The organism is Alkalicoccobacillus gibsonii, assembly GCF_016798245.1.
GTDB classification, from domain to species: Bacteria; Bacillota; Bacilli; order Bacillales; family Bacillaceae_D; genus Alkalicoccobacillus; species Alkalicoccobacillus gibsonii.
Map to the genome: position 1 here is coordinate 304,755 of NZ_JAEUZA010000004.1, position 19,881 is coordinate 324,635.

At 40.1% G+C, this 19,881-nt stretch carries 22 protein-coding genes; 15 read left to right on the forward strand and 7 right to left on the reverse strand.

Annotated elements, in window-relative coordinates; translation table 11 throughout:
* The first annotated feature begins 70 nt into the window (after nt 1-70).
* From JNO66_RS16535 to JNO66_RS16555, 5 genes are all read left to right on the forward strand, one after another.
* Nucleotides 71-2,074 carry a chemotaxis protein CheW gene (locus JNO66_RS16535; protein ID WP_203090043.1) on the forward strand — a complete coding sequence of 668 codons (2,004 nt, stop codon included), beginning with the start codon at nt 71-73 and terminating at the stop codon, nt 2,072-2,074.
* A 22-nt stretch (nt 2,075-2,096) separates the two neighbouring features.
* A complete protein-coding gene (locus JNO66_RS16540) occupies nt 2,097-2,537 on the forward strand; it encodes a chemotaxis protein CheW (RefSeq protein ID WP_203090046.1) in 441 nt (146 codons plus the stop codon).
* Between the two features lie 17 nt (nt 2,538-2,554).
* Entirely contained in the window at nt 2,555-2,923 is a 369-nt protein-coding gene (locus JNO66_RS16545) for a response regulator (protein WP_203090048.1), read from the forward strand.
* Nucleotides 2,924-3,130: 207 nt separating this feature from the next.
* The gene (locus JNO66_RS16550; protein ID WP_203090051.1) at nt 3,131-3,427 is read left to right on the forward strand and encodes an IDEAL domain-containing protein; all 297 of its coding nucleotides are present in this window, start codon (nt 3,131-3,133) and stop codon (nt 3,425-3,427) included.
* Nucleotides 3,428-3,515: 88 nt separating this feature from the next.
* Nucleotides 3,516-3,656 carry a lmo0937 family membrane protein gene (locus JNO66_RS16555; protein WP_203090054.1) on the forward strand — a complete coding sequence of 47 codons (141 nt, stop codon included), beginning with the start codon at nt 3,516-3,518 and terminating at the stop codon, nt 3,654-3,656.
* 29 nt (nt 3,657-3,685) lie between these two features.
* On the opposite strand, the gene JNO66_RS16560 is transcribed toward JNO66_RS16555, so the two are convergent.
* The gene (locus JNO66_RS16560) at nt 3,686-3,880 is read right to left on the reverse strand and encodes a hypothetical protein (RefSeq protein WP_203090057.1); all 195 of its coding nucleotides are present in this window, start codon (nt 3,878-3,880) and stop codon (nt 3,686-3,688) included.
* Between the two features lie 117 nt (nt 3,881-3,997).
* On the opposite strand from JNO66_RS16560, the gene JNO66_RS16565 reads away from it, so the two are divergent.
* The 9 genes from JNO66_RS16565 to JNO66_RS16605 all read left to right on the forward strand — a co-directional run bounded on the left by JNO66_RS16565 (nt 3,998) and on the right by JNO66_RS16605 (nt 11,909).
* Nucleotides 3,998-4,828, forward strand: coding sequence for a dimethylarginine dimethylaminohydrolase family protein (locus JNO66_RS16565; RefSeq protein ID WP_203090060.1), 831 nt, complete (start codon nt 3,998-4,000; stop codon nt 4,826-4,828).
* Nucleotides 4,829-5,201: 373 nt separating this feature from the next.
* Nucleotides 5,202-6,665 carry an acyl-CoA carboxylase subunit beta gene (locus JNO66_RS16570; RefSeq protein ID WP_203090269.1) on the forward strand — a complete coding sequence of 488 codons (1,464 nt, stop codon included), beginning with the start codon at nt 5,202-5,204 and terminating at the stop codon, nt 6,663-6,665.
* 68 nt (nt 6,666-6,733) lie between these two features.
* Entirely contained in the window at nt 6,734-7,294 is a 561-nt protein-coding gene (locus JNO66_RS16575) for a hypothetical protein (protein ID WP_203090063.1), read from the forward strand.
* 429 nt (nt 7,295-7,723) lie between these two features.
* Nucleotides 7,724-8,812 (forward strand): AI-2E family transporter, encoded by a 1,089-nt coding sequence (locus JNO66_RS16580; RefSeq protein ID WP_203090066.1) that lies wholly within the window; start codon nt 7,724-7,726, stop codon nt 8,810-8,812.
* A complete protein-coding gene (locus JNO66_RS16585; protein WP_246483326.1) occupies nt 8,805-9,242 on the forward strand; it encodes a rhodanese-like domain-containing protein in 438 nt (145 codons plus the stop codon). The genes JNO66_RS16580 and JNO66_RS16585 overlap by 8 nt, the downstream gene beginning before the upstream one ends.
* A 69-nt stretch (nt 9,243-9,311) precedes the next feature.
* Nucleotides 9,312-9,587, forward strand: coding sequence for a hypothetical protein (locus JNO66_RS16590; RefSeq protein ID WP_203090069.1), 276 nt, complete (start codon nt 9,312-9,314; stop codon nt 9,585-9,587).
* Nucleotides 9,588-9,787: 200 nt separating this feature from the next.
* Complete coding sequence (gene yjfP, locus JNO66_RS16595; RefSeq protein WP_203090072.1) at nt 9,788-10,555, forward strand: esterase; 768 nt, start codon at nt 9,788-9,790, stop codon at nt 10,553-10,555.
* Between the two features lie 37 nt (nt 10,556-10,592).
* On the forward strand, nt 10,593-11,414 hold the full coding sequence (locus JNO66_RS16600) for a YitT family protein (protein ID WP_203090075.1): 822 nt from the start codon (nt 10,593-10,595) through the stop codon (nt 11,412-11,414).
* 12 nt (nt 11,415-11,426) lie between these two features.
* Nucleotides 11,427-11,909 carry a BsuPI-related putative proteinase inhibitor gene (locus JNO66_RS16605; RefSeq protein WP_203090078.1) on the forward strand — a complete coding sequence of 161 codons (483 nt, stop codon included), beginning with the start codon at nt 11,427-11,429 and terminating at the stop codon, nt 11,907-11,909.
* Nucleotides 11,910-11,953: 44 nt separating this feature from the next.
* Here the strand turns inward: JNO66_RS16605 and JNO66_RS16610 are convergent, their stop codons facing one another.
* The 6 genes from JNO66_RS16610 to JNO66_RS16635 all read right to left on the reverse strand — a co-directional run bounded on the left by JNO66_RS16610 (nt 11,954) and on the right by JNO66_RS16635 (nt 18,822).
* Nucleotides 11,954-12,112 carry a hypothetical protein gene (locus JNO66_RS16610; protein WP_203090081.1) on the reverse strand — a complete coding sequence of 53 codons (159 nt, stop codon included), beginning with the start codon at nt 12,110-12,112 and terminating at the stop codon, nt 11,954-11,956.
* Between the two features lie 15 nt (nt 12,113-12,127).
* Entirely contained in the window at nt 12,128-15,133 is a 3,006-nt protein-coding gene (locus tag JNO66_RS16615) for a DEAD/DEAH box helicase (RefSeq protein ID WP_203090085.1), read from the reverse strand.
* Nucleotides 15,126-16,385, reverse strand: coding sequence for a hypothetical protein (locus JNO66_RS16620; RefSeq protein ID WP_203090088.1), 1,260 nt, complete (start codon nt 16,383-16,385; stop codon nt 15,126-15,128). Before JNO66_RS16620 ends, JNO66_RS16615 begins: the two co-directional genes overlap by 8 nt.
* A 141-nt stretch (nt 16,386-16,526) precedes the next feature.
* Nucleotides 16,527-17,126, reverse strand: coding sequence for a hypothetical protein (locus tag JNO66_RS16625; RefSeq protein ID WP_203090091.1), 600 nt, complete (start codon nt 17,124-17,126; stop codon nt 16,527-16,529).
* Nucleotides 17,127-17,462: 336 nt separating this feature from the next.
* Nucleotides 17,463-17,921, reverse strand: a complete 459-nt coding sequence (locus tag JNO66_RS16630; protein WP_203090093.1) for a GNAT family N-acetyltransferase — start codon at nt 17,919-17,921, stop codon at nt 17,463-17,465.
* 82 nt (nt 17,922-18,003) lie between these two features.
* Complete coding sequence (locus JNO66_RS16635) at nt 18,004-18,822, reverse strand: Cof-type HAD-IIB family hydrolase (RefSeq protein WP_203090095.1); 819 nt, start codon at nt 18,820-18,822, stop codon at nt 18,004-18,006.
* 140 nt (nt 18,823-18,962) lie between these two features.
* Here JNO66_RS16635 and ctaG point away from each other — a divergent pair, with 140 nt between their 5' ends.
* Complete coding sequence (ctaG, locus tag JNO66_RS16640) at nt 18,963-19,877, forward strand: cytochrome c oxidase assembly factor CtaG (RefSeq protein ID WP_203090098.1); 915 nt, start codon at nt 18,963-18,965, stop codon at nt 19,875-19,877.
* Nucleotides 19,878-19,881 lie beyond the last annotated feature (4 nt).

Consider the following 19,881-nt stretch of genomic DNA (forward strand, 5'->3'; position numbering starts at 1 on the left):
GGATTGTTTTTTCATCTTACCTTTACACATAGATGAAAAGCAGAATGAAGAGAATGAGGTGGACGTAGTTTTGATGAACTCAGAATACTTGGCTGTGTTTCTTGATGAAAGTCAAGAGCACCTACAGGCAGTGAATGATCATCTATTAAAGCTTGAGAAACAACCTGAAGATGATTCAATTGTCGGTGAAATTTTCCGCTCAGCCCATACGTTAAAAGGAATGTCAGCAACTATGGGTTACGAAGATTTAGCTCACTTAACCCATAACATGGAAAATGTATTGGATTTAATTCGAAATAAGAAGAAACAGGCGACAACAGAGATTATTGACATCATGTTTCAATCTGTTGATTCCCTTGAGAATATGGTAAATGACATAGCAAGTGGTGGAGATGGAAAGCTTGACGTCACAGCTCTTGTCGCAGAACTCGAAGCCATTGAAAAAGGCTCAAGCCAAGCTGTTAAAGAAGCAGCTGCTACAACTGAACAAGTTGATCTGCTTGAAGTATACGATGAATACGAGCGTACCGTGCTTGAAGAATCGTTAGAGCAAGGGTACTCTGTTTATCAAATCAAAGTAGAGCTTGATGAGAAGGCGATGCTAAAGGCAGCCAGAGTATTTATGGTGTTTGATGTTCTTAACCAATTGGGTGATGTCATTAAATCCTCACCAGCAACTGAGCTATTGGAGGAAGAACAATTTGAGCGTGACTTTGTAGTGACAGTTGTCTCAAAAGAGTCAGGTGAAACCATTAAAAACAAAATTCTTGGAATCTCTGAAATCTCAGATGTTGTTGTTCAATCCATGACAAGCTTTGTACATGCTACCCAAGCAGAGGATCAGACATTGCAACCAGTACAAGAAAACCAAAGAAAAAGCAAACAAGAGCCTGAGAAAGTAAAAGAAGCTCAAAAGGCGCCAGAGAACAACAAAACAATTCGAGTAAACATTGATCGTTTAGATGTACTCATGAATCTATTTGAAGAGCTAGTGATTGATCGCGGGAGACTCGAGCAAATCTCTGGAGAGCTTGTAAATGCAGAGCTTACTGAAACGGTAGAAAGAATGACACGGACCACAGGGAATCTTCAAGAAATTATTTTAACGATGAGAATGATGCCGGTTGAAACGGTCTTTAACCGCTTCCCACGAATGATCCGTAACCTATCGAAGGATCTAGGAAAACAAGTTCATCTTGAGATTGTTGGAGCAGAAACAGAACTTGATCGCACAATCATTGATGAAATTGGTGATCCTCTTGTGCATTTACTTCGCAACTCCATTGACCATGGAATTGAAACGCCAGAAGAGCGTATGGCAGTAGGGAAGCCTGCTCAAGGCACGGTTCTCTTAAAGGCGTATCATAGTGGAAACCATGTCTTTATTGAAATCAAAGACGATGGCGCTGGAATTAGCCGAGAAAAGGTTTTAAATAAAGCCTTAAAAAATCAAATCATCACGGAAGATGATGCTGGATCATTAACCGATTCTCAAGTCTTTGGATTACTTTTTGAGCCAGGTTTTAGTACAGCTGAGCAGATAACGGACATTTCGGGACGTGGTGTAGGTCTTGATGTTGTGCGAAACACATTTGAATCATTAGGTGGAGTCGTAACGGTCCAATCTGAGTTAAATAAAGGGTCAACCTTCTTAATCCAACTACCACTTACGTTATCTATTATTGATGTCATGCTTGTCGAAACGGGTGGAGAGAAATATGCAATTCCTCTTACATCCATTGTTGAAACAGCGATCGTAAATAAAGACGAACTATTTAGTGCACATGGACAAAAGGTCATTGATTTCAGAGGAAAAGTGGTACCGCTTGTGTTCTTACGAGATGTGTTTAATACACCAATAACTGAACTTGACGAAGATTTTTATTCCTTGGTTATCATTCAGAAAGGCGAACAAATTGCTGGATTAGTGGTTGATTCCTTAATCGGGCAGCATGATATTGTATTAAAATCGCTCGGTAACTACTTAACAAATGTGTTTGCCATATCTGGAGCAACGATCCTAGGGGATGGTGAAGTAGCTCTTATTGTTGATCCAAACGCGTTAATTAAATAAAAAAAGAGAGGAGTGACGGCTAATGAGTGTTGAAATCATGGAAGAACAGATGAAAGTCATTATCTTTCAGATGCATAAAGAAGAATACGCGATTAAGGTAAGTGAGATTCAATCCATTGAGCGGATGCAATCCTTCACGCGAATCCCGGGTACTGCTCCATTTATTAAAGGAGTCATGAACCTTCGTGGTGTGATTACACCCATCATTGACCTAAGGCAAAAACTTGGACTTGAAGAAAAAGAAGCTGATGAAACAACAAGAATTCTAATCACATCCAATGAAGAGCTTATTCTCGGTTTAATCGTTGATGGTGCAAATGATGTGTTAGACATACCAGTACAAAAAATTGAGCCAACACCTGAAGTCGTTGGAGGCGTTGAAGCTCATTACTTAGATGGTGTCGTAAAGCTCGGAAGTCGCTTGTTCAGCTTAGTTAATTTAGAAAAGGTTATGCAGGATTAAGAAAATGAGGTGAACAAATGGCTACGATTTTAATCGTGGACGATGCAGCATTCATGCGGATGATGATTAAAGACATTCTTGTAAATGCTGGGTTGCAAGTAATTGGGGAAGCAGAAAATGGCTTACAAGCTGTGGAAAAGTATCAAGAACTCAAACCCGACCTCGTTACAATGGATATTACAATGCCAGAGCTTGACGGGATACAGGCATTAAAGAGGATAAGGGAGATTGATCCAGATGCGAATGTCATTATGTGCTCTGCAATGGGTCAGCAAGCACTAGTCCTCGAAGCCATCCAGTCAGGGGCTAAAGACTTTATCGTTAAACCGTTCCAAAAAGAACGAGTGGTGGAAACCATTCATCAACTAACTGATTCAATAAAGTAAGAGGAATTTAACTCTTACTAAAAGCAAATCATATATAAAGCTACATGAGCCGGCTGATTCTAAAAGTAGAGTCAACCGGCTCTCTTTTTATTAACGGTGTTTAGCTAATGAGTGGTGTGTTAAGGTTTTATCGTCGAAAGAAGGGGGTACATATACATCAACAACGAAAAAACTCGAGCAGAATCTAAAGCAAATGGGGGAATTAAAATGAGCAACCAATTCGCAATGGATAATGAGGTTTTAAAGCAGCTTGAAATTATTAAAAAACTGCAAAAGCGCTCCCAGGCTGCCGTTTATTCTCTTTATGCACAGGCAGTCCTAGAATATTCACTCTATTATACAAAAAAAGACCAATTGCTCGAGGCTATTGATGAATCACTTGTATCTAAAGACAAAGAGAGTTTTATGACTTTGACGAATGAATACAAAATTTTAAAAGAAGAGTATAAAAGCGGCAAGACCATTTATGATTATGGTTTTAAGCTGCACTTAACATTTCAATAACTTTAAGTTCCCAATAGGGCTTTGAGTAAAGAGCTACATGAAAACACAAACTAAAGAGAAACGTATATGAAATGTTGAGGTGATCAGAATGTTATGGACTATTTTATTAATCATTTTAGGAGTTTGGTTAGTTGGTGTCATTTTTCGAATTGCAGGAGGCTTCATTCATCTGTTACTCATTGTAGCAGCCATTGTTCTTGTGTATAAGCTTTTTGTAAAGCGAAAATAACAAAGAAAAAGCTGCTGGATTTGAACCAGTCAGCTTTTTTTCTCATTTAATAAAAAATCTTGATACCCATTTAACAAAATGGGCGAGGGATGAATATAAAGGTCGTACATAAAACGTAACGCATCTTCCTGATTTTTCATATTTAATTGTATATAATGGTAAGCAGAATATAGATAATGATCCTGTTTAATCCAGCTTAACAATGTATCAAGTTGAACATTCATAGGACACCCTCCTTTTGTACGGGTTCACCAATAGTATATGTGAAGCTCGGAAGCAGGTTCGTATACGCTTTTGTTTGACCAAATTGATGAATTTAATGGAAAGAAGGAGTCTATATCATGAAGAGCCATTGCCGTACAGAATATGACCCACTAAAAGAAGTGATTTTGTGTCCACCGGCTTTTATGCGTATTAAAGAAGTCATTAATTCCATTCAAGCCCATTATAAGGATACAAATATTGATATCCCTACCGCACTCAAGCAACATCAGACGCTTATTGAAGCATTACGCTCCTTCGGAATTCAAGTTCATGAACTTCGCGCAGATGAACAATTTCCTGAGCAAGTATTCACACGAGATATTGGATTTGTTCTTGATCAAACGATGTATCTTGCTGCGCTAGAAAGACCTATTCGTCAAGGTGAGGAGCAGGTTTTAAAAACGTACCTTGACCAAAAACAGGTTGCTTATGAGTCGGTTACAGAAGGAACGATTGAGGGTGGAGATGTAATTATTGATGGAGATCACGTATATATTGGTGTAAGTAGCCGAACATGTACGGAAGTGATTGAACGGATAAAAGAACAGCACCCAGATAAAATTGTCCAGCCTATACATTTTGATAGCTCCTACTTGCATTTAGACTGTGTATTTAACCCAGTTTCTAATTCTTTGGCACTGATCTATCCTGATGCAATTAAACCGGAGAGTGTGAAGGTATTATCGGAAACCTATTCATTTATTGAGGTTACAAAAGAAGAACAATTTTCACTCGCGGTTAACGTTCTATCAATTGGAGACGGGAAGATAATTGTTCTTCCTGAAAACAAGGATACGAATAAAAAGCTTAAGGAAAAGGGATTTGATCTCTATGAAGTTCCTTTCTCTGAAATCATTAAATCAGGTGGGTCGTTCCGCTGTGTAACGATGCCTTTAATAAGGTCGTAAGGGTGAAAGAAGATAAGGCCGGGACATAACACTGATGAAGTTAGTAAAACATGAACATAGCACGGTATCCGCTACAGGAGAATCCCTCGCACCTGCGGGAACGGCCTCAGCCCCCTCCGCGGGAAAAGCGCCGCTATAGTGTCATCACCGCGTTCTGTTCCGTAGGAGTCTCGGGTTCTCCTTCCGCTTGTTCAAATAAGATCACGAATGGCGAATGATTCTACGATCGAATCACTCGCCATTTTTTTAATTGATTTTAGGTATCTCCCGACCTCTTGTATAATCTCAGCTCTGATTGGACATATAAAAGGTAGACAATGAGGTGAGACAGGTGAACCATGAAGCACTCCAGCACTTACTAGACAAGCGCCAGATGATTCAATCAGAAGAGCAGAAAAAAAAAGAAAAACAGCATAAAAAGGATAAGAAAACAGCTCAAGAACGATTGGATGAGCTTCTGGATTCAGGCAGTTGGACTGAGTATCAGCAATTTACTGCTGGATCAGAACAAGATAAGTCCTATCCAAATGATGGAGTAATCATTGGTGTAGGAACAATACATGGAGTAAAGGTCTGCGTGTATGCTCAAGACTTTACCGTTGCAGGAGGATCTCTTGGTAAAATTCATGCACAAAAAATTGCTTGGATCATGGATCTTGCATATGACATGAACGCTCCTATTATCGGTTTAAATGATTCGGGTGGAGCCAGAATCCAAGAGGGAATTGAGGCACTCTCGGGATATGGAAGTATTTTTTACCGGAATGCTACGTATTCCGGAGTGATTCCTCAGATTTCGTTGATAGTTGGTCCTTGTGCAGGAGGGGCAGTGTATTCACCAGCATTAACTGATTTTATCTTTATGGTTGAAAAAACAAGTCAAATGTTTATTACAGGCCCAAAGGTAGTCCAGGCGGTGACCGGTTCAGCCAGTTGTCCTGAAGAGCTTGGGGGAGCCGCAATGCATGCGACGATAAGTGGGAATGCGCACGTCATTTCACAAACAGAAGAACAGTTATTTCAACAGGTACGAGGTTTGATTTGTGCTTGGAAGACTGTTCATACAAGTGATGTAATTGCACCAAATGTGAAGCAAATGGATCATCTTTTACCAGATGATTCAAAAAAGGGCTACGATAGCAAAAAGGTAATCTGTGGAATAGTAGACGTTGATTCCTTTTATGAAATTCATGAGAAGTTTGCACGGAATATAGTCGTTGGCTTTGCTAAATTAAATGGAGAACCTATAGGTGTTATTGCAACTAACCCTAAAGTGAAGGCAGGGTGCATTGATGTCGACGCCTCAGATAAAGCAGCACGATTTGTGCGATTCTGTGATGCGTTTGGTTATCCCTTACTTGTTTTAGAGGATGTAAGTGGCTTTATGCCGGGCGTTGATCAGGAGCAGGCTGGCTTAATTCGTCATGGGGCAAAGATCATCTACGCCTTTGCCGCAGCAACGGTTCCGAGAATAACGGTTGTTACTCGAAAAGCGTATGGAGGCGCCTTTGTGGCATTAAATAGCAAAGCCATTGGAGCAGACTTTGTTTTTGCCTGGCCGGCTTCGGAGATTTCGGTCATGGGTCCAGAAGGTGCTTCTTCAATCATTTATGCTAAAGAAATTCATGAAAGTGCCAATCCAGAACAAACAAAAAAAGAAAAGATGGACGCGTATCGCAAGCAGTATGCATCAATATACAAAGCAGCTGAGGTTGGACTCATTGATGATATCATCTCTCCTAGTGAGACAAGAGAACGGTTAATCCAGTCATTCGCATTAGTGGTAAATAAAAAAAGAAGTCTGCCTGGACGAAAACATGGGAATATCCCGCTATAATCTTCTCTCTTGTTCCAACCTGTGATAGCATATAAGTTGGTTTAAGTGATTAGGAGAGGAAGAGTTTAGTGGTTGTCTTATCAGAATTAACATTTCAAATCATTTTAGTTGGTATATTGCTATCTCTTATAATAGTAGGAAGTATCTTTTTACCCAAATTTATAAAAAAGAGATCAAAAAAGCATGACCATCTGATTTCAATTTTACTAAGTGCATTCGCTCTTGCTTCGTATATTCAGCTCAATTCGTTAGTCCCTGTGGCTTATGAAGAAGATTACTTTGTAACGGGAACATCCTTAGAGCAAGTGACAGATAAGCAAGCGAGATCTTTATCGGTACCTAGAGCTTTTGTCATTAATGAATATGAACAGCGACCTTTTAAGATTGAGTTATCAAGCGGTGATCATCAATTATTTGTAACGGTTGATACGACAGATTATCAGGCAGTAGTGAATTATGCACGAGAACATGATTCACTGGTTGTTTTTAACCGAGCCATTGATATGCTTGGTTATTATCAAGAGCGATTCACGGATACATATGCTGAATTTGCAGATGAACTTGACGACGAAGAAATCGTGAAAGAACTAGAAGAAGCATTTCCAGAGCACACATTTACACTTACATAATCGTAAGTAAACGAGCTTGGGACATAACTCAAAATAAATGAGAAAAAGGCGAATGATTCAATGAGCGAATCATTCGCTTTTTTGTGTTTTTTGCGAAACAAGCGGAAGGAGAACCTGAGACTCCTACGGAACAGAACGCGGTGAAGACACTGTAGCGTAGCTTTTACCGCGGAAAGGGCTGAGGCCGTTCTTGTGGGTGCGAAGGATTCTCCTGTAGCGGATATATTGCTATGTTCGTGTTTTCGTGAGTCATTTACTGTTATGTCCCACGCTCGTTTTTTCCTGTATTTTTAGGGAATAGCTAGAGAGCTTCAAACATATTTATTGCCGGTCCATAATATTCTATAAAAAACACTTAGGTTCTCATTTCAGTTGTCAGATCAAGAATGATATACTTAAAAAAACGTTGCAGGAAGGAATTTGCCCGATATGGTTCAGTCGAAATTTTTTAGAGTGGGGCTTGGTATTGCTCTTGTTTTAATTATCATTTATCTAGCTTCACTAGTAGATTTCATTTTTCAACCGATTTCTTTATTAATTAGAACCTTGTTTGCACCGATTGCAATAGCAGGTGTGTTCTATTATTTAATGAGGCCACTCGTAAATCTTCTTAGTAAGAAGGTTCCAAGAGGATTGTCCATTTTAATTGTTTTTCTTGCATTAATTGGCCTTGGAACAGGAAGTGTTCTACTCGTAGGTCCGGAAATTCAAAAACAAACTCAAAGTTTTATTGATAATGTTCCAAGCTACATAAATCAAGGGCAGGATATGCTTCTGCAATTACAAGAGAATGAGTACGTTCAACGATTCCAGGAATCAAATGAGAATTCCTTTAATGATCTAGTTGAGCAATTTACGGGTAATTTAGAGGGATACGTCAGTGCAATTGGGTCAAACATCGCTAAGATTGTTGGTGCAATTGCTAATGTGGTTATTGTGTTAGTCATTGTCCCGTTTGTCTTATTCTACCTTCTTAAAGAAGGAGATAAGGCACCTGCTTTTCTTTTGAAATTTATTCCTTCAAAACAACGAGAAGAAGCTAGACGTATCCTTTCAGATATGGATAATGCATTAAGCTCCTATCTTCAAGGACAAATATTAGTGAGTGTATGTGTAGGGGTTCTTTGCTTAATTTTATACTTAAGTATCGGTATAGAATATGCGCTCGTGCTTGCAATTGTCGCTATGCTAACGAATGTGATCCCTTTTATCGGACCGTGGATCGGTACGGCTCCTGCGGTGATCGTTGCGATTTTTGATTCACCATTTATGGTGGTTGCCGTTATTGTTGGGGTACTTATCATTCAACAAATTGAAAGTAATCTAATCTCTCCACAGATTATGGGTCGTCAATTAAATATCCATCCGGTTACGATTATTTTTCTATTACTTGCAGCAAGCCGTTTTGCTGGTCTACTTGGGTTGCTACTCGCCGTTCCGACCTATGCTGTTGGTAAAGTGGTTGTTTCGCATACGTATCGTTTGATTAAGCTAAATAGAAGAAAACCCGTTGATTGACTTGATAGAGGCACTTTCGTACACTATAAAAAAAGAATTTGAGGGTGAGAGTATGTCGTTTGAAGAAGATGGAATTGTACAGATTGACCAAGAAGAGTTACGTGAGCTTATTTTAACTGGCGCAAAGGAACCAATCTTAATTGACGTTCGTGAATTGGATGAATATGAAGAAGGACATATTCCGGGGGTTCCGCTCATTCCAATGAATACAATCCCTAGCTTTGCAGATGATTTTGACCGTACGTCTTCTTATGTGTTTATTTGCAGAAGTGGAAAGCGAAGTCAAAACGTTGCGCGCTATTTAAAAGAGCAAGGGATGTTGAATGTTCGAAACTTTGCTGGCGGTATGCTGTCATGGCAAGGTGAAGTAAAAGAAGGACTCGAATGGATTGTAAAACAAACAGACGAGCTCTACAAAGACCGAAAGTAAGAATTGATGTTTAATTACGAGTCGAATAGGAAAATATATTAAATAAGAAAAGGAAGGGGAGAGTAAGTGATGGGAGTAAAAAAATGGCTTGTCGCTTCAGCTGTAGCAGGAGCAGTAAGTGGAGCGGTCATCTGGTTAAATGATGAGTCACGTCGTAAACAAGTTTCAAAGGTTATGAAAGATTCGTACGCTAAAGTATCTGATAAAATGACACCAGACCAAACCAAAAAGGATGAACAATTAGGGAATCCGGATCCGAAATCAGAGGATAGTAAAATGGTAGGCGAAGGTGCATTGTATAGTGTACAGCGCTACAATGAAGAGCAACAAAAACAACTTAAGTGAGTAAGCGGCAGGTACAAACTTGAAATCAATCAAAAAAGGCAAATGATTCTGCAATTGAATCATTTGCCGTTCGTATTTTTAGTAGACTAGCGAGGGCTTTTAAAAATAGGCGGATGTAACACTGTGTACGTGAGTTTCTTTCTGCTGCTATTTAATGCGATTCGCAGCCCCTGTCATTATCAAAAAGGAGAAATGTGACCATGATTTCAATCGTGAGAGAACAAGTAGATGATATTCCACTCTTGCACGTTGCGGAGGAATCACTTCTTCAGCAGTCAAATCAGCCTGTTGTTTTTTTCTTTCATGGGCTAACAAGTGCTAAAGATCAAAATTTACATATTGCATATCAGCTTGCTCAAAAAGGCTTCCGTGTGATCTTGCCCGATGCTCTACATCACGGAGAAAGAGAAGCAAGTATAACAGGAATGCAACGAACCATTCTTCTTTGGGATATCGTCATGAACTCAATCCAAGAGCTAGATAAATTAAAAGAGCACTTTGTAGCAAAAGGGCTGATTGACCCAAGTCGAATTGGAGTTGCTGGAACATCAATGGGTGGAATTACGACGTACGGCGCATTAAGTCAATATGAGTGGATACACTCGGCTGTGAGCTTAATGGGAAGTGCATATTATGAACACTTTGCAATGATGCAAATTGAACATATGAAGAGTCAAGGATTTCAAGTACCAGAGGTCCAGGTGAATGAAACGTTAGCAAGGCTTAGAACCTTTGATTTATCCACGCAACTTCACACATTAAACGGAAGACCTTTGATGATCTGGCACGGGGAAGCGGACCAGGTTGTTCCTGCTCGTTATTCTACGACATTATATAACGAACTATTTCATAATTATGAGCTTTTTCCAGAACGGCTGGTCCTTTATACAGAAAAAGAAACTGGGCATGCTGTATCTAGAAAGGCTATTTTCCAATTAACAGACTGGTTTACCTCTCACTTATTATAAGGAGAGGTATATGGGTGATAAAACAAGAGGTGTATGAATGATTAAAGAAGTCCAAAAAATGATTATTATTATTATTGGCTCTGCGTTGCTTGCCGCTTCATTAAATTTCTTTTTGATACCTGCAGATGTGTTTGCAAGTGGATTTACAGGTGTATCTCAACTGATTGCATCCCTATTTGATCTTTCAACCGGATTGCTGTTATTCTTATTAAATATTCCGGTTGCCATTTTGGGATGGATGAAGGTAGGGAAAAGCTTTACCATTTATAGTTTTATTAGTGTAGCTATCACCTCTTTCTTTTTAGAAGTTCTACCTGAGTATGCCTTCTCTCAGGATATTCTTTTAAACGCGGTGTTTGGGGGAGTTCTTGGAGCAGTTGGTGCTGGCTTGATGCTACGATGGGGTGCCTCATCTGGTGGCTTGGATATTATTGCCCTTGTCCTTGCTAGGTACAGTGATCGCCCTGTAGGTATTTATTTCTTTGTGTTGAATAGCTTAATTGTTCTGGCGGCAGGTGTCTTATTTGATCCAGAAAAGGCGTTATATACGTTAGTAGCGTTGTATGTTACGTCTAGGGTGATTGATGCGATCCATACTCGATATGTTAAGCTTACAGCAATGATTGTAACCAATCATGCAGAGGAGCTTAGAGCGGCCATTCATGAACGCTTGGTTCGAGGGATCACGAGAGTTCCCGCAAAAGGAGGATATACCTCTGATGACAAAGAAGTATTGTTTATCGTGTTAACTCGTTATGAGCTGTATGACCTTAAGACGATTATTAATGATGTTGATCCCGAAGCATTTACGAATATTGTTGAAACAGCAAGCGTCTACGGATTATTCAATAAACAATAGGGAGTGAACATCATGTTCAAAACACTTACGTCCATACTTGTTTTAGGATTTCTATTATCTTTAACCGCTTGCGGGCAAGAAGCAGAGGCACCTGATGAGAACGAATCAAATCAACAAGGAGTGGAAGAAATGAATGGCTGGCAGCTTGAGGTACAAGCCGTACAAGAAAGTGAGCAGCTGCGTGTGGACATGCTGTTAACGAATAAAACAGACGAAGTGCAAACACTGATCTATCCTAGCTCGCAAACGTATGAGCTTGTTTTAACTGATGAATCGGATGAAGAAGTATATCGATTTTCGGAAGGCATGATGTTTACCATGGCGTTAATCGAAGAGGAGATTGAAACAGGGGGAACACAGAAGTTTCAAGAATCTATTTCTGTAGCTGATCTAGAAGAGGGTCACTATACGTTGTCAGCTGAAATAGTAGGCAAGCCTCAAAACGAAGTTGAACTACCAACGACAACGATTGACGTTGATATTACGAAGTCATAAGAAAAAGCTCTGATTCATGGAATACCCATGAGCCAGAGCTTTTTTTAATCCGTCGTTGATTCAGATTTGATCGCTTTTTGAACGGCCTGTTTAAATGTAGTCCAGGCTTTGCCTTCTTCATCGTCTGTTTGTATCACGTCTGTGGAAATGGGTTCAAGTGATTTTTTCTGGCCATGCCAATACTCTTCAAATAGAGGATCCATCAATTGATTGCTCCTTTAGTCTTTGGTTAAACGAATAAGCTGTAAGACCTCATCATCCGTCATTTCCGTAAATTGTGCGGCCTCTGACGATAAAATCTCATCGGCAAGCGTTTGTTTTGAGACAAGCATTCGATTAATTCGTTCCTCTACCGTACCTGTTGTAATTAGCTTATGCACGGTTACATCAGAGGTTTGACCAATTCGAAACGCACGGTCCGTTGCTTGATTCTCTACTGCGGGATTCCACCAGCGGTCGTAATGAATAACGTGAGTTGCAGCTGTTAAATTTAAGCCAACACCTCCAGCCTTAAGGGAAAGCACAAAGGCTGATGTTTGTTCATTTGTCTGAAAATCAGTAATTAAGGCTTGCCTCATAGCTCGCGTGAGACTTCCATGTAGGAATGGAACCGGATGATTCATGCGCGTTTCCAGCTCCTGTGTAATCAGAGAGCCCATCTCTTTGTATTGAGTAAAGATTAATACTTTTTCTCCACGTGCTTGGATTGAGTCAATGATTCGCAAAAACTCATCCCATTTACCAGACTCATGAGCATCCATATCTCGTGTTTTTAAGAAATGAGCAGGGTGATTACAAATCTGCTTTAACCTCGTTAAACTTCTTAGAATAAGTGAACGACGTTCCATATTGGAAACCTCATGAAGCTGTTTTGACACTTCCTCTACCACGGCTTGATAGTAAGCTGCCTGTTCAAGGGAGAGATGTACGTGATGAAGCTGTTCCTTCTTTTCTGGTAAGTTTAATTGAAGCGTTAGATCATCCTTCTTGCGTCTTAGGATAAATGGACGAATCGTAGCCTGGAGCTGTTCCAGTCGCTCGGAATCTTTTTCTTTCTCAATCTTTTTAATAAATTGATTTGAAAACGCATTGTAGCGTCCGAGAAGTGTTGGATTCGTTACATCCATTAAAGACCAAAGCTCTCTTAAACGGTTTTCAATAGGCGTTCCAGTTAAAGCGATGATGTGGTTTGCCTTAAACTGCTTAATCACTCTTCGCTGTTTTGTATCTACGTTTTTGATGTGTTGTGCTTCATCAAGAATCATTCCATTCCAGTGAATGGTTTGAAATGCTTCTGCGTCTCGCACAGCGAGCTGATAAGATGTTAGCACCAAGTCCCATTGTTCAAGTTCTTCGCTTTCTAGAAGCTGCGTTATTCGCGTTTGCCCATGATGAATGAACACTCTTAAAGATGGGGCAAATTGCTCGGCTTCGTGTGCCCAATTATATAAAAGAGATGTCGGACAGATTAACAGAAAAGGCTCTGAATGATCGGTTTTAGCCTGTTTTTGTGCTTCTTTCACATATAACATATACACTAAGGTTTGAATCGATTTTCCAAGGCCCATATCATCAGCTAAGACGCCTCCAAATCCGGCTCGACGTAAGTGAGTAAGCCAAGAGACTCCCTTATGTTGATATTCTCTTAGCTCCCCAGGAAACGCCTCTGGTAAGGTGATGAGAGGAGGTTCCTCCTGATACACTCTTGTGAGTCGTTCTTTCATCTCTTCCTGCCACTCAATTTCCCATTCAACATCAAGATCCAGTTCGTCCTCACCTACTGCTTCATCAAGTAGAAGGGTATCAAGGTAGGTTGCTTGATGGTCGAGCTTCTCAAGATACGATTCAAGCTTCTTTGCCATAGAAGGGTCCCACGCAACCCATTGACCATTTTGATAAATGAATGGTCTTTTCTCTTCGACAAACTGAGTAAAGTCTTCAGATGAAAGAACCACATCTCCAATGGCAATCGTATACGTAAAATCAGCGACATTCTCCCAATTTAGTAGTGGTTCACTGTAGATATCTTGTTGTTTAGGTGTATCAACAGCTAAGTTTACATTAAAAGAATGCTTCTGTTTTAGCCAATTAGGAACAATTAAGTGCACACCTAATTCTTGAAGAGTGCCATCATATGTTGTGCATAAGAGATAAATGTCATCTGCATCAAGTTGAATGCTTGCATTCGCTAAGCTCATTTGTTCTAGGAAAGGAACGGATTTCGAGATGGCGATTGCATCCATTTTAAGGTGACTAATTGGATTCATTCGCCAAGGATGTTCTCCCTTTTCTAAATCTGTCATTTCAACAATATGTGTAGGGTGTTCGCGATCGCTTAGGCATAGCTTAACTTTCCAGTCTCCAGTCGGTTCAATTGGCTCTTCAATGCGAAGGGCTGTTTGAAAAGGAGTCTGTTTACTTGTCCCAAGTTCCTGTTCAAAACGACCCTTAGGTTGAACAACAGGCGTTTGTTTAATGGCATTGGAAGCAAGTGTCTGCACTAAAGGCCTCCACTTTTCACCAACACTTTCACGCCAGCCTTCAAATGATTCTTGGACATTAGGCTTGTTCATGACCGCTCGAATAAAAGCGTCTGCAATAGTGTGTAACGCTATGGCTAAGCGCTCTTCCTTCTGCCGATCTGTTTCTTCTTCCTTGCTATTTGGCTGTTCCGCATGTAAGCAAAAGCTTACTTTCGGTAATGCAGCAGTCCAAGATTTTAACGGGATATCATTTTCTTTCAGTTTCCACGTGCCGTTCGCTGCGGGCAAAAATTGACCTTTCCCAATTAAGGATTTCACTTCATATGCGAGATCAATCCATACCTTTAAATCGTAACCAAGCTCAACATAGGGTAGGTCAGCCCAGGTTTTTATTAACGGTAACTGAGCAACAAACTCATCTGATGTAAGCTTTATGCCTTCGATGGGAAATGGATAATGCTTTGTTTGCTGGTCTGCTTGATAAACGGTCGCATCTCCAGCTGGTGATTGAACTTGACGGTTTTGCAAAGGTACTTGCAGAACAGCTTGCCCTGTACGCACAAACGTGCCATAAAAGGAATGGGCGTCGTATTGGTAAAGCAATAGTTTTAATTCAAAAGGTGAATAAAGGAAAGGGTACTTGAAGCTATCGACTTGATCAAATCTGGACTTTTTGGTTTGCTCAGCCCAGACAAAAAAATGCGAATTTACCCATCCTCCATGAATAATCATTTTACGCATGAATGACATTCAGCTCCTTGATAAACGCACGATACGTTTTGTACTCCGCTTTGAGTCGCTCTAAATATTCGTAGAAAAGAGCTTCTGATTGATCAAGCTGATACACCTGTAAAAGCTCAGAAACATAAAAAGCTGCTTTCTCATAATGTATTCTAGATTTCTTCTCAGCAAGCCGAACAACAAATTGGTGAAAGACCGGTTTCAGTAGCTCAGGCGTAAAAGTCTTCATCGCCTCAAGCAATGCTTCCTTATCTTCATGTAACCGCGATGGGTTTCGTTCATGCATTAGAAAATACTCAGCTGCTTTATCAAACCGTTGCTGATCATGAAGGAGACGAATATAGACTTGAACGGCTTGAGCTTGATGTAGCTGCGCTTCGAGTCTCGGGAGAAGATAGTCAACAATTTGTTGTTTTTTATCTTTTTTCTCATGTGCTGTCAGTGCAGCAAACCGTTGAAAGCTAGGTGCGAGTAACCAACGATCCCATACGTCCGTTAAAAATACGCCATGTTGATTTAAATGCGAATGACTTCGATCAGCGTAAGCCTGCAACGATCCGTATTTGTTCTTTGTTTTAGTTGGAAAGAGCTGCTTCAACCACTGCAAAATCGTATCCCAGCGTTCACGAGATTCTAAGCATTTAAAATGGATCGTTAACTGCTGCTCCGACCAATTCGTTTTAAAGGAAAGCAATTGATCAAGCGCTTGTTTCTCTTTACCAACAAGCAGGGTAACATAGCTTTTTAATCTTACAGAAGCTGAGGAGCCATTGTGTAATGAGCTAGATATAAGGGTCTGATCTAAATGCTCCAAATGACCTGCTGATAATAAAGGAATACATTGTTCAATGATAGAAGGCCAGGGTGCATGTTCATACTGCTGATCCTGCTCCAATCGAACGACAAGCTGCCTCATAAAGGAACGAACGGCTTGTGAATCTTTATGCTCCACTAACGCTTTATTTATGTCTTCCTCAAGTGATGTATAGAAATGATCAAATCTTCTATGAGATTGATCGTTTGTATTAAACTGAATCGATCGCTGAAACACACCTTCAATATAAAGAAGATGCCCCCATATACCTGATTCACTGTGGTGGGTTTGAAGGATATGCTTGGCCTCTGATGAAAGCAGCTCCAAGTGACTAGCCGTAAAATAACGAGAAGCGGCTAGCTTTTTATAGGTTGAAGCAATTGAAGGCTGGAGCTTGCTTGCTACCTCTTCAGTATTGATATGGATAGGGAATTTCATGCGTATCACCTCATCTATCTTAAAGCATCTCTCTATTGTAACTTTTTCTGAAAGAGAAATAAAGGTAGGGAGGATTTTTGGGTATATGTAAGGAGAGAGTCCGAAAAAATGCAAGCACCAGAATCTGTGCTTGCGAGAAGGTTATAGAAGTTGCTTCACTTGCTCACGTCTGTTAATGAGGCGCTTTAATCTTTGTTTATGGAGCGTAACGTTTTTATCATTTTCTTCTTGAAGTGATTCAAAGAGTTCCATTAATACATAATCAATTTCAAGATTCATCATGTTAAAGATCGTACGAGGATCTAAAGCTTTTCCATCATCCCGATACTGGACCATCGAGCCATTCCGGTTCATCATGACCTTCTCACTCCCATCAATTTCAATCATGGATTCAATGTCCCCAGCTTGGTATGAGGTAATGTACATTGGGCCTTTTCCTGCCCGTTTTACGATGCCATTTCCTTTTTCACATTGTAGTAGCTTCTCAAGAGCTGCAGCGAGGATTTCATCATAGATATTCAGTCTCTCCGCAGATAATGTTAAAAACGAAGCATTACGTACAAATGGAAGCTCATGAATATAATCTTCCATCTCGATCATTAAGAAAATGGTGGTGGTATCGTATCTCCAGAAGAGAGAATAGTGCTGACTCATCATGCGCTTAATAAACTGATGAAGAGCCGTTTTCGTTAGCTCAATGTAGACTTCTGTAAACTCCACATCAAAATACGCGTCTCTCATGAGTGTGTACACCCCTTTTACAAGCGTCAAATACAGTTGTTAAGTTTGCTACATCATATGTAAATCAGGCAAAAAAAAGACGCAAAAAACCCAATTATCGTAAAAATGGGCAGCTTGGATTTATTCTTGGACGGAGTGAAGTTAGAAACAAAAAAACAAGGGCGGGATATAACATGAAAATGTAGCGAGTAAAACACGAATAGAACAAATCATTCGCTACAGGAGAATCCCTCGCTTGTTCATATAAATTCAAAAAGGGCGAATGATTCTGCAATCGAATCATTCGCCCTTTTCAAATTGACTTTTAGTTATGTCCAGCCTCGTTCTCGCATTTACTTAAAACCTAAAGCCGTACCTTTTAGAAATGACATCATAAAATCCAAGTGAGTTATAAAGTGCTTTTGTTGCTTCGTTATTTCTACCGGTTTCCAGTTCAATCCCCTTGATTTTCTTTTGCTCTGCCCAGTAGATGATGCGCAGTAGTAACTTTTTGGCGATTCCTCTGTTTCTAAAGTCCTTTGTGACAAACAGATCATTTAACCAAATATACTGGCCACCCTTACCAAGGCTTAATCCAACATTGAGGAAGGCAGCACCAACGACGCCATTCTGCTCGCTGATTGCAATAAACAAGTGTGCTTTTGAACCAGGCTCAAGCGCTCGGTTGATTGTTTCTTCTAACTCAGGTCGTCCATCCTTTGGACCGATTGATTGCATCTGTTCCATTAAAAGATCAACAATCTGAGTGCGAAGAAGCTGATCTGCATGATTATCTACTTCCACAATTTCAATCATATGAATCCTCCTAAAGTCCGTTACTCTAGTAAATCTTATCATATTTCACTGATTGAAAACCGTGCTGTTTCGTTTTTTGAAGTTATTTAACTGAAAGATTTAATGCTTCTTCCAAGTACTCTGCAATCCCATCTTCTTCGTTTGTTAAGGTAACATGGTTTGCTACAGACTTAAGCTCGGGAATCGCATTACCCATGGCAACACCTTGTCCAGCGAATTCAAGCATTTCTAGATCATTATCTTCATCACCAAAAGCAATAATTCGCTCACGAGGAATACCGTAATAGTCCGAGATTCGTTGTAAGCCAACCGCTTTATTAACACCTGCGCGAATCACTTCGATAATGTTCCAAGGCGCACCCCAGACTCTTTGTTCAATCACTTCTGCATGCGCCTTTTTTAATAAGTCTCTTAGAGAATCTGCTTGATTATCCTGAGGATGAATCAAGACGGAGGTCGGTGCATCTTGAAGAATATTTAGTAGATTACCGTAATCAATAGGGTTCTGCCCCGCTGTAAAGGCTTCTACGAATAATTCATCTTTATACCGTAAGTAAAAGTCGTCCATCACTTCTACCATAATATTACTAACGCGAAATGCCTCACAGGTCTCAATAACGGTTTTAGCTGTTTTTAAGTCTAGGGGACTGTGATAGGAACCAAAGGAAGGGTTATCAGGGTGGTGCACAAACGCACCATTAAAATTAACCATTGGACTCGTTAAACCGAGTTCTCGGTAATAGGCGAGACTAGCTCGTACAGGACGTCCTGTTGAGATTGCAACGATGTGTCCATCTGCCTTTGCTTTTTCAATGGCTTGCTTTGAGCGTGTGGAAATGGTTTTATCATCTGTTAATAGAGTTCCGTCAAGATCAACTGCAATAAGATGTTTCGATGGCATAGGTAAAATCCTTTCTACTACGTAGTCTGCTATTTTTAGTCTTCATACTGTCACGAAATTAACCTGCGGATACGTTTTCATTTGTGGTATAGTAGATGAAGAATCTTGAAAACGAATATCCCGGTAAAGGGGGACGTAACATGGAGTCTTTGTGGACAACGTTTACATTCCGTGCACTTTGGACACCAGAATTAATCGTCGGTATTATCCTTGTTTCTATTGTATATGGTTGGCTAATTAAATATGAACAAAGACATCATCATACTCTTTCAAACACATCACTTCGGCAAAAAATCTATTTTGGTTTAGGGATGCTAGCTCTTTATGGGGGATGGGGGAGTCCATTCTATTTAGCAGGACATATGGTAATGAGCATTCACATGCTGCAGATGGTACTCGCCTACTTTGTCGCTGTTCCGTTCCTGCTTTTAGGATTACCTAAGTGGGTCTATTCACGGGCGGCTGAATGGCTAAAAAATAAAGGGGTTCAACCAATCATTCGTTTTTTTAGTCATCCAATTTTAGCACTTCTATTATTTAATGGCCTGTTTTCATTCTATCATGTCCCTTTTATGTTTGATAGTCTGATGCAATCACCAATGCTACATAGTATATATCAGTATGGATTATTACTCGCTGCAGCGTTAATGTGGTGGCATATGCTTGCTCCGTTGCCGAGTGCTTATCGATTGTCGGATTTAAGAAGAATCGGATACATCTTTGCAAATGGAATTCTAATTACGCCTGCTTGTGCGCTGATTATATTTGCTCCTACTTCGATGTATGCAACGTACACGGATCCTGTTGTTTGGGCAAATGTCATGTCCTATTGTTTACCAGCTGGAACAGAGGTTCCTCTATCCATGTTTAATGGACCGTCGGCGCCTTTGGCTTTTCTGGATACGAGAATGGATCAGCAGCTTGCTGGTGTTCTTATGAAGATTATGCAAGAGGTTGTCTATGGAATCACAATTGGCTATGTGTTTAAGCAGTGGTTACGAAAAGAAAAACAACAGGAAGGTTCTATGACCATAAGCGATATTCCTTCGTTGTAAAAGG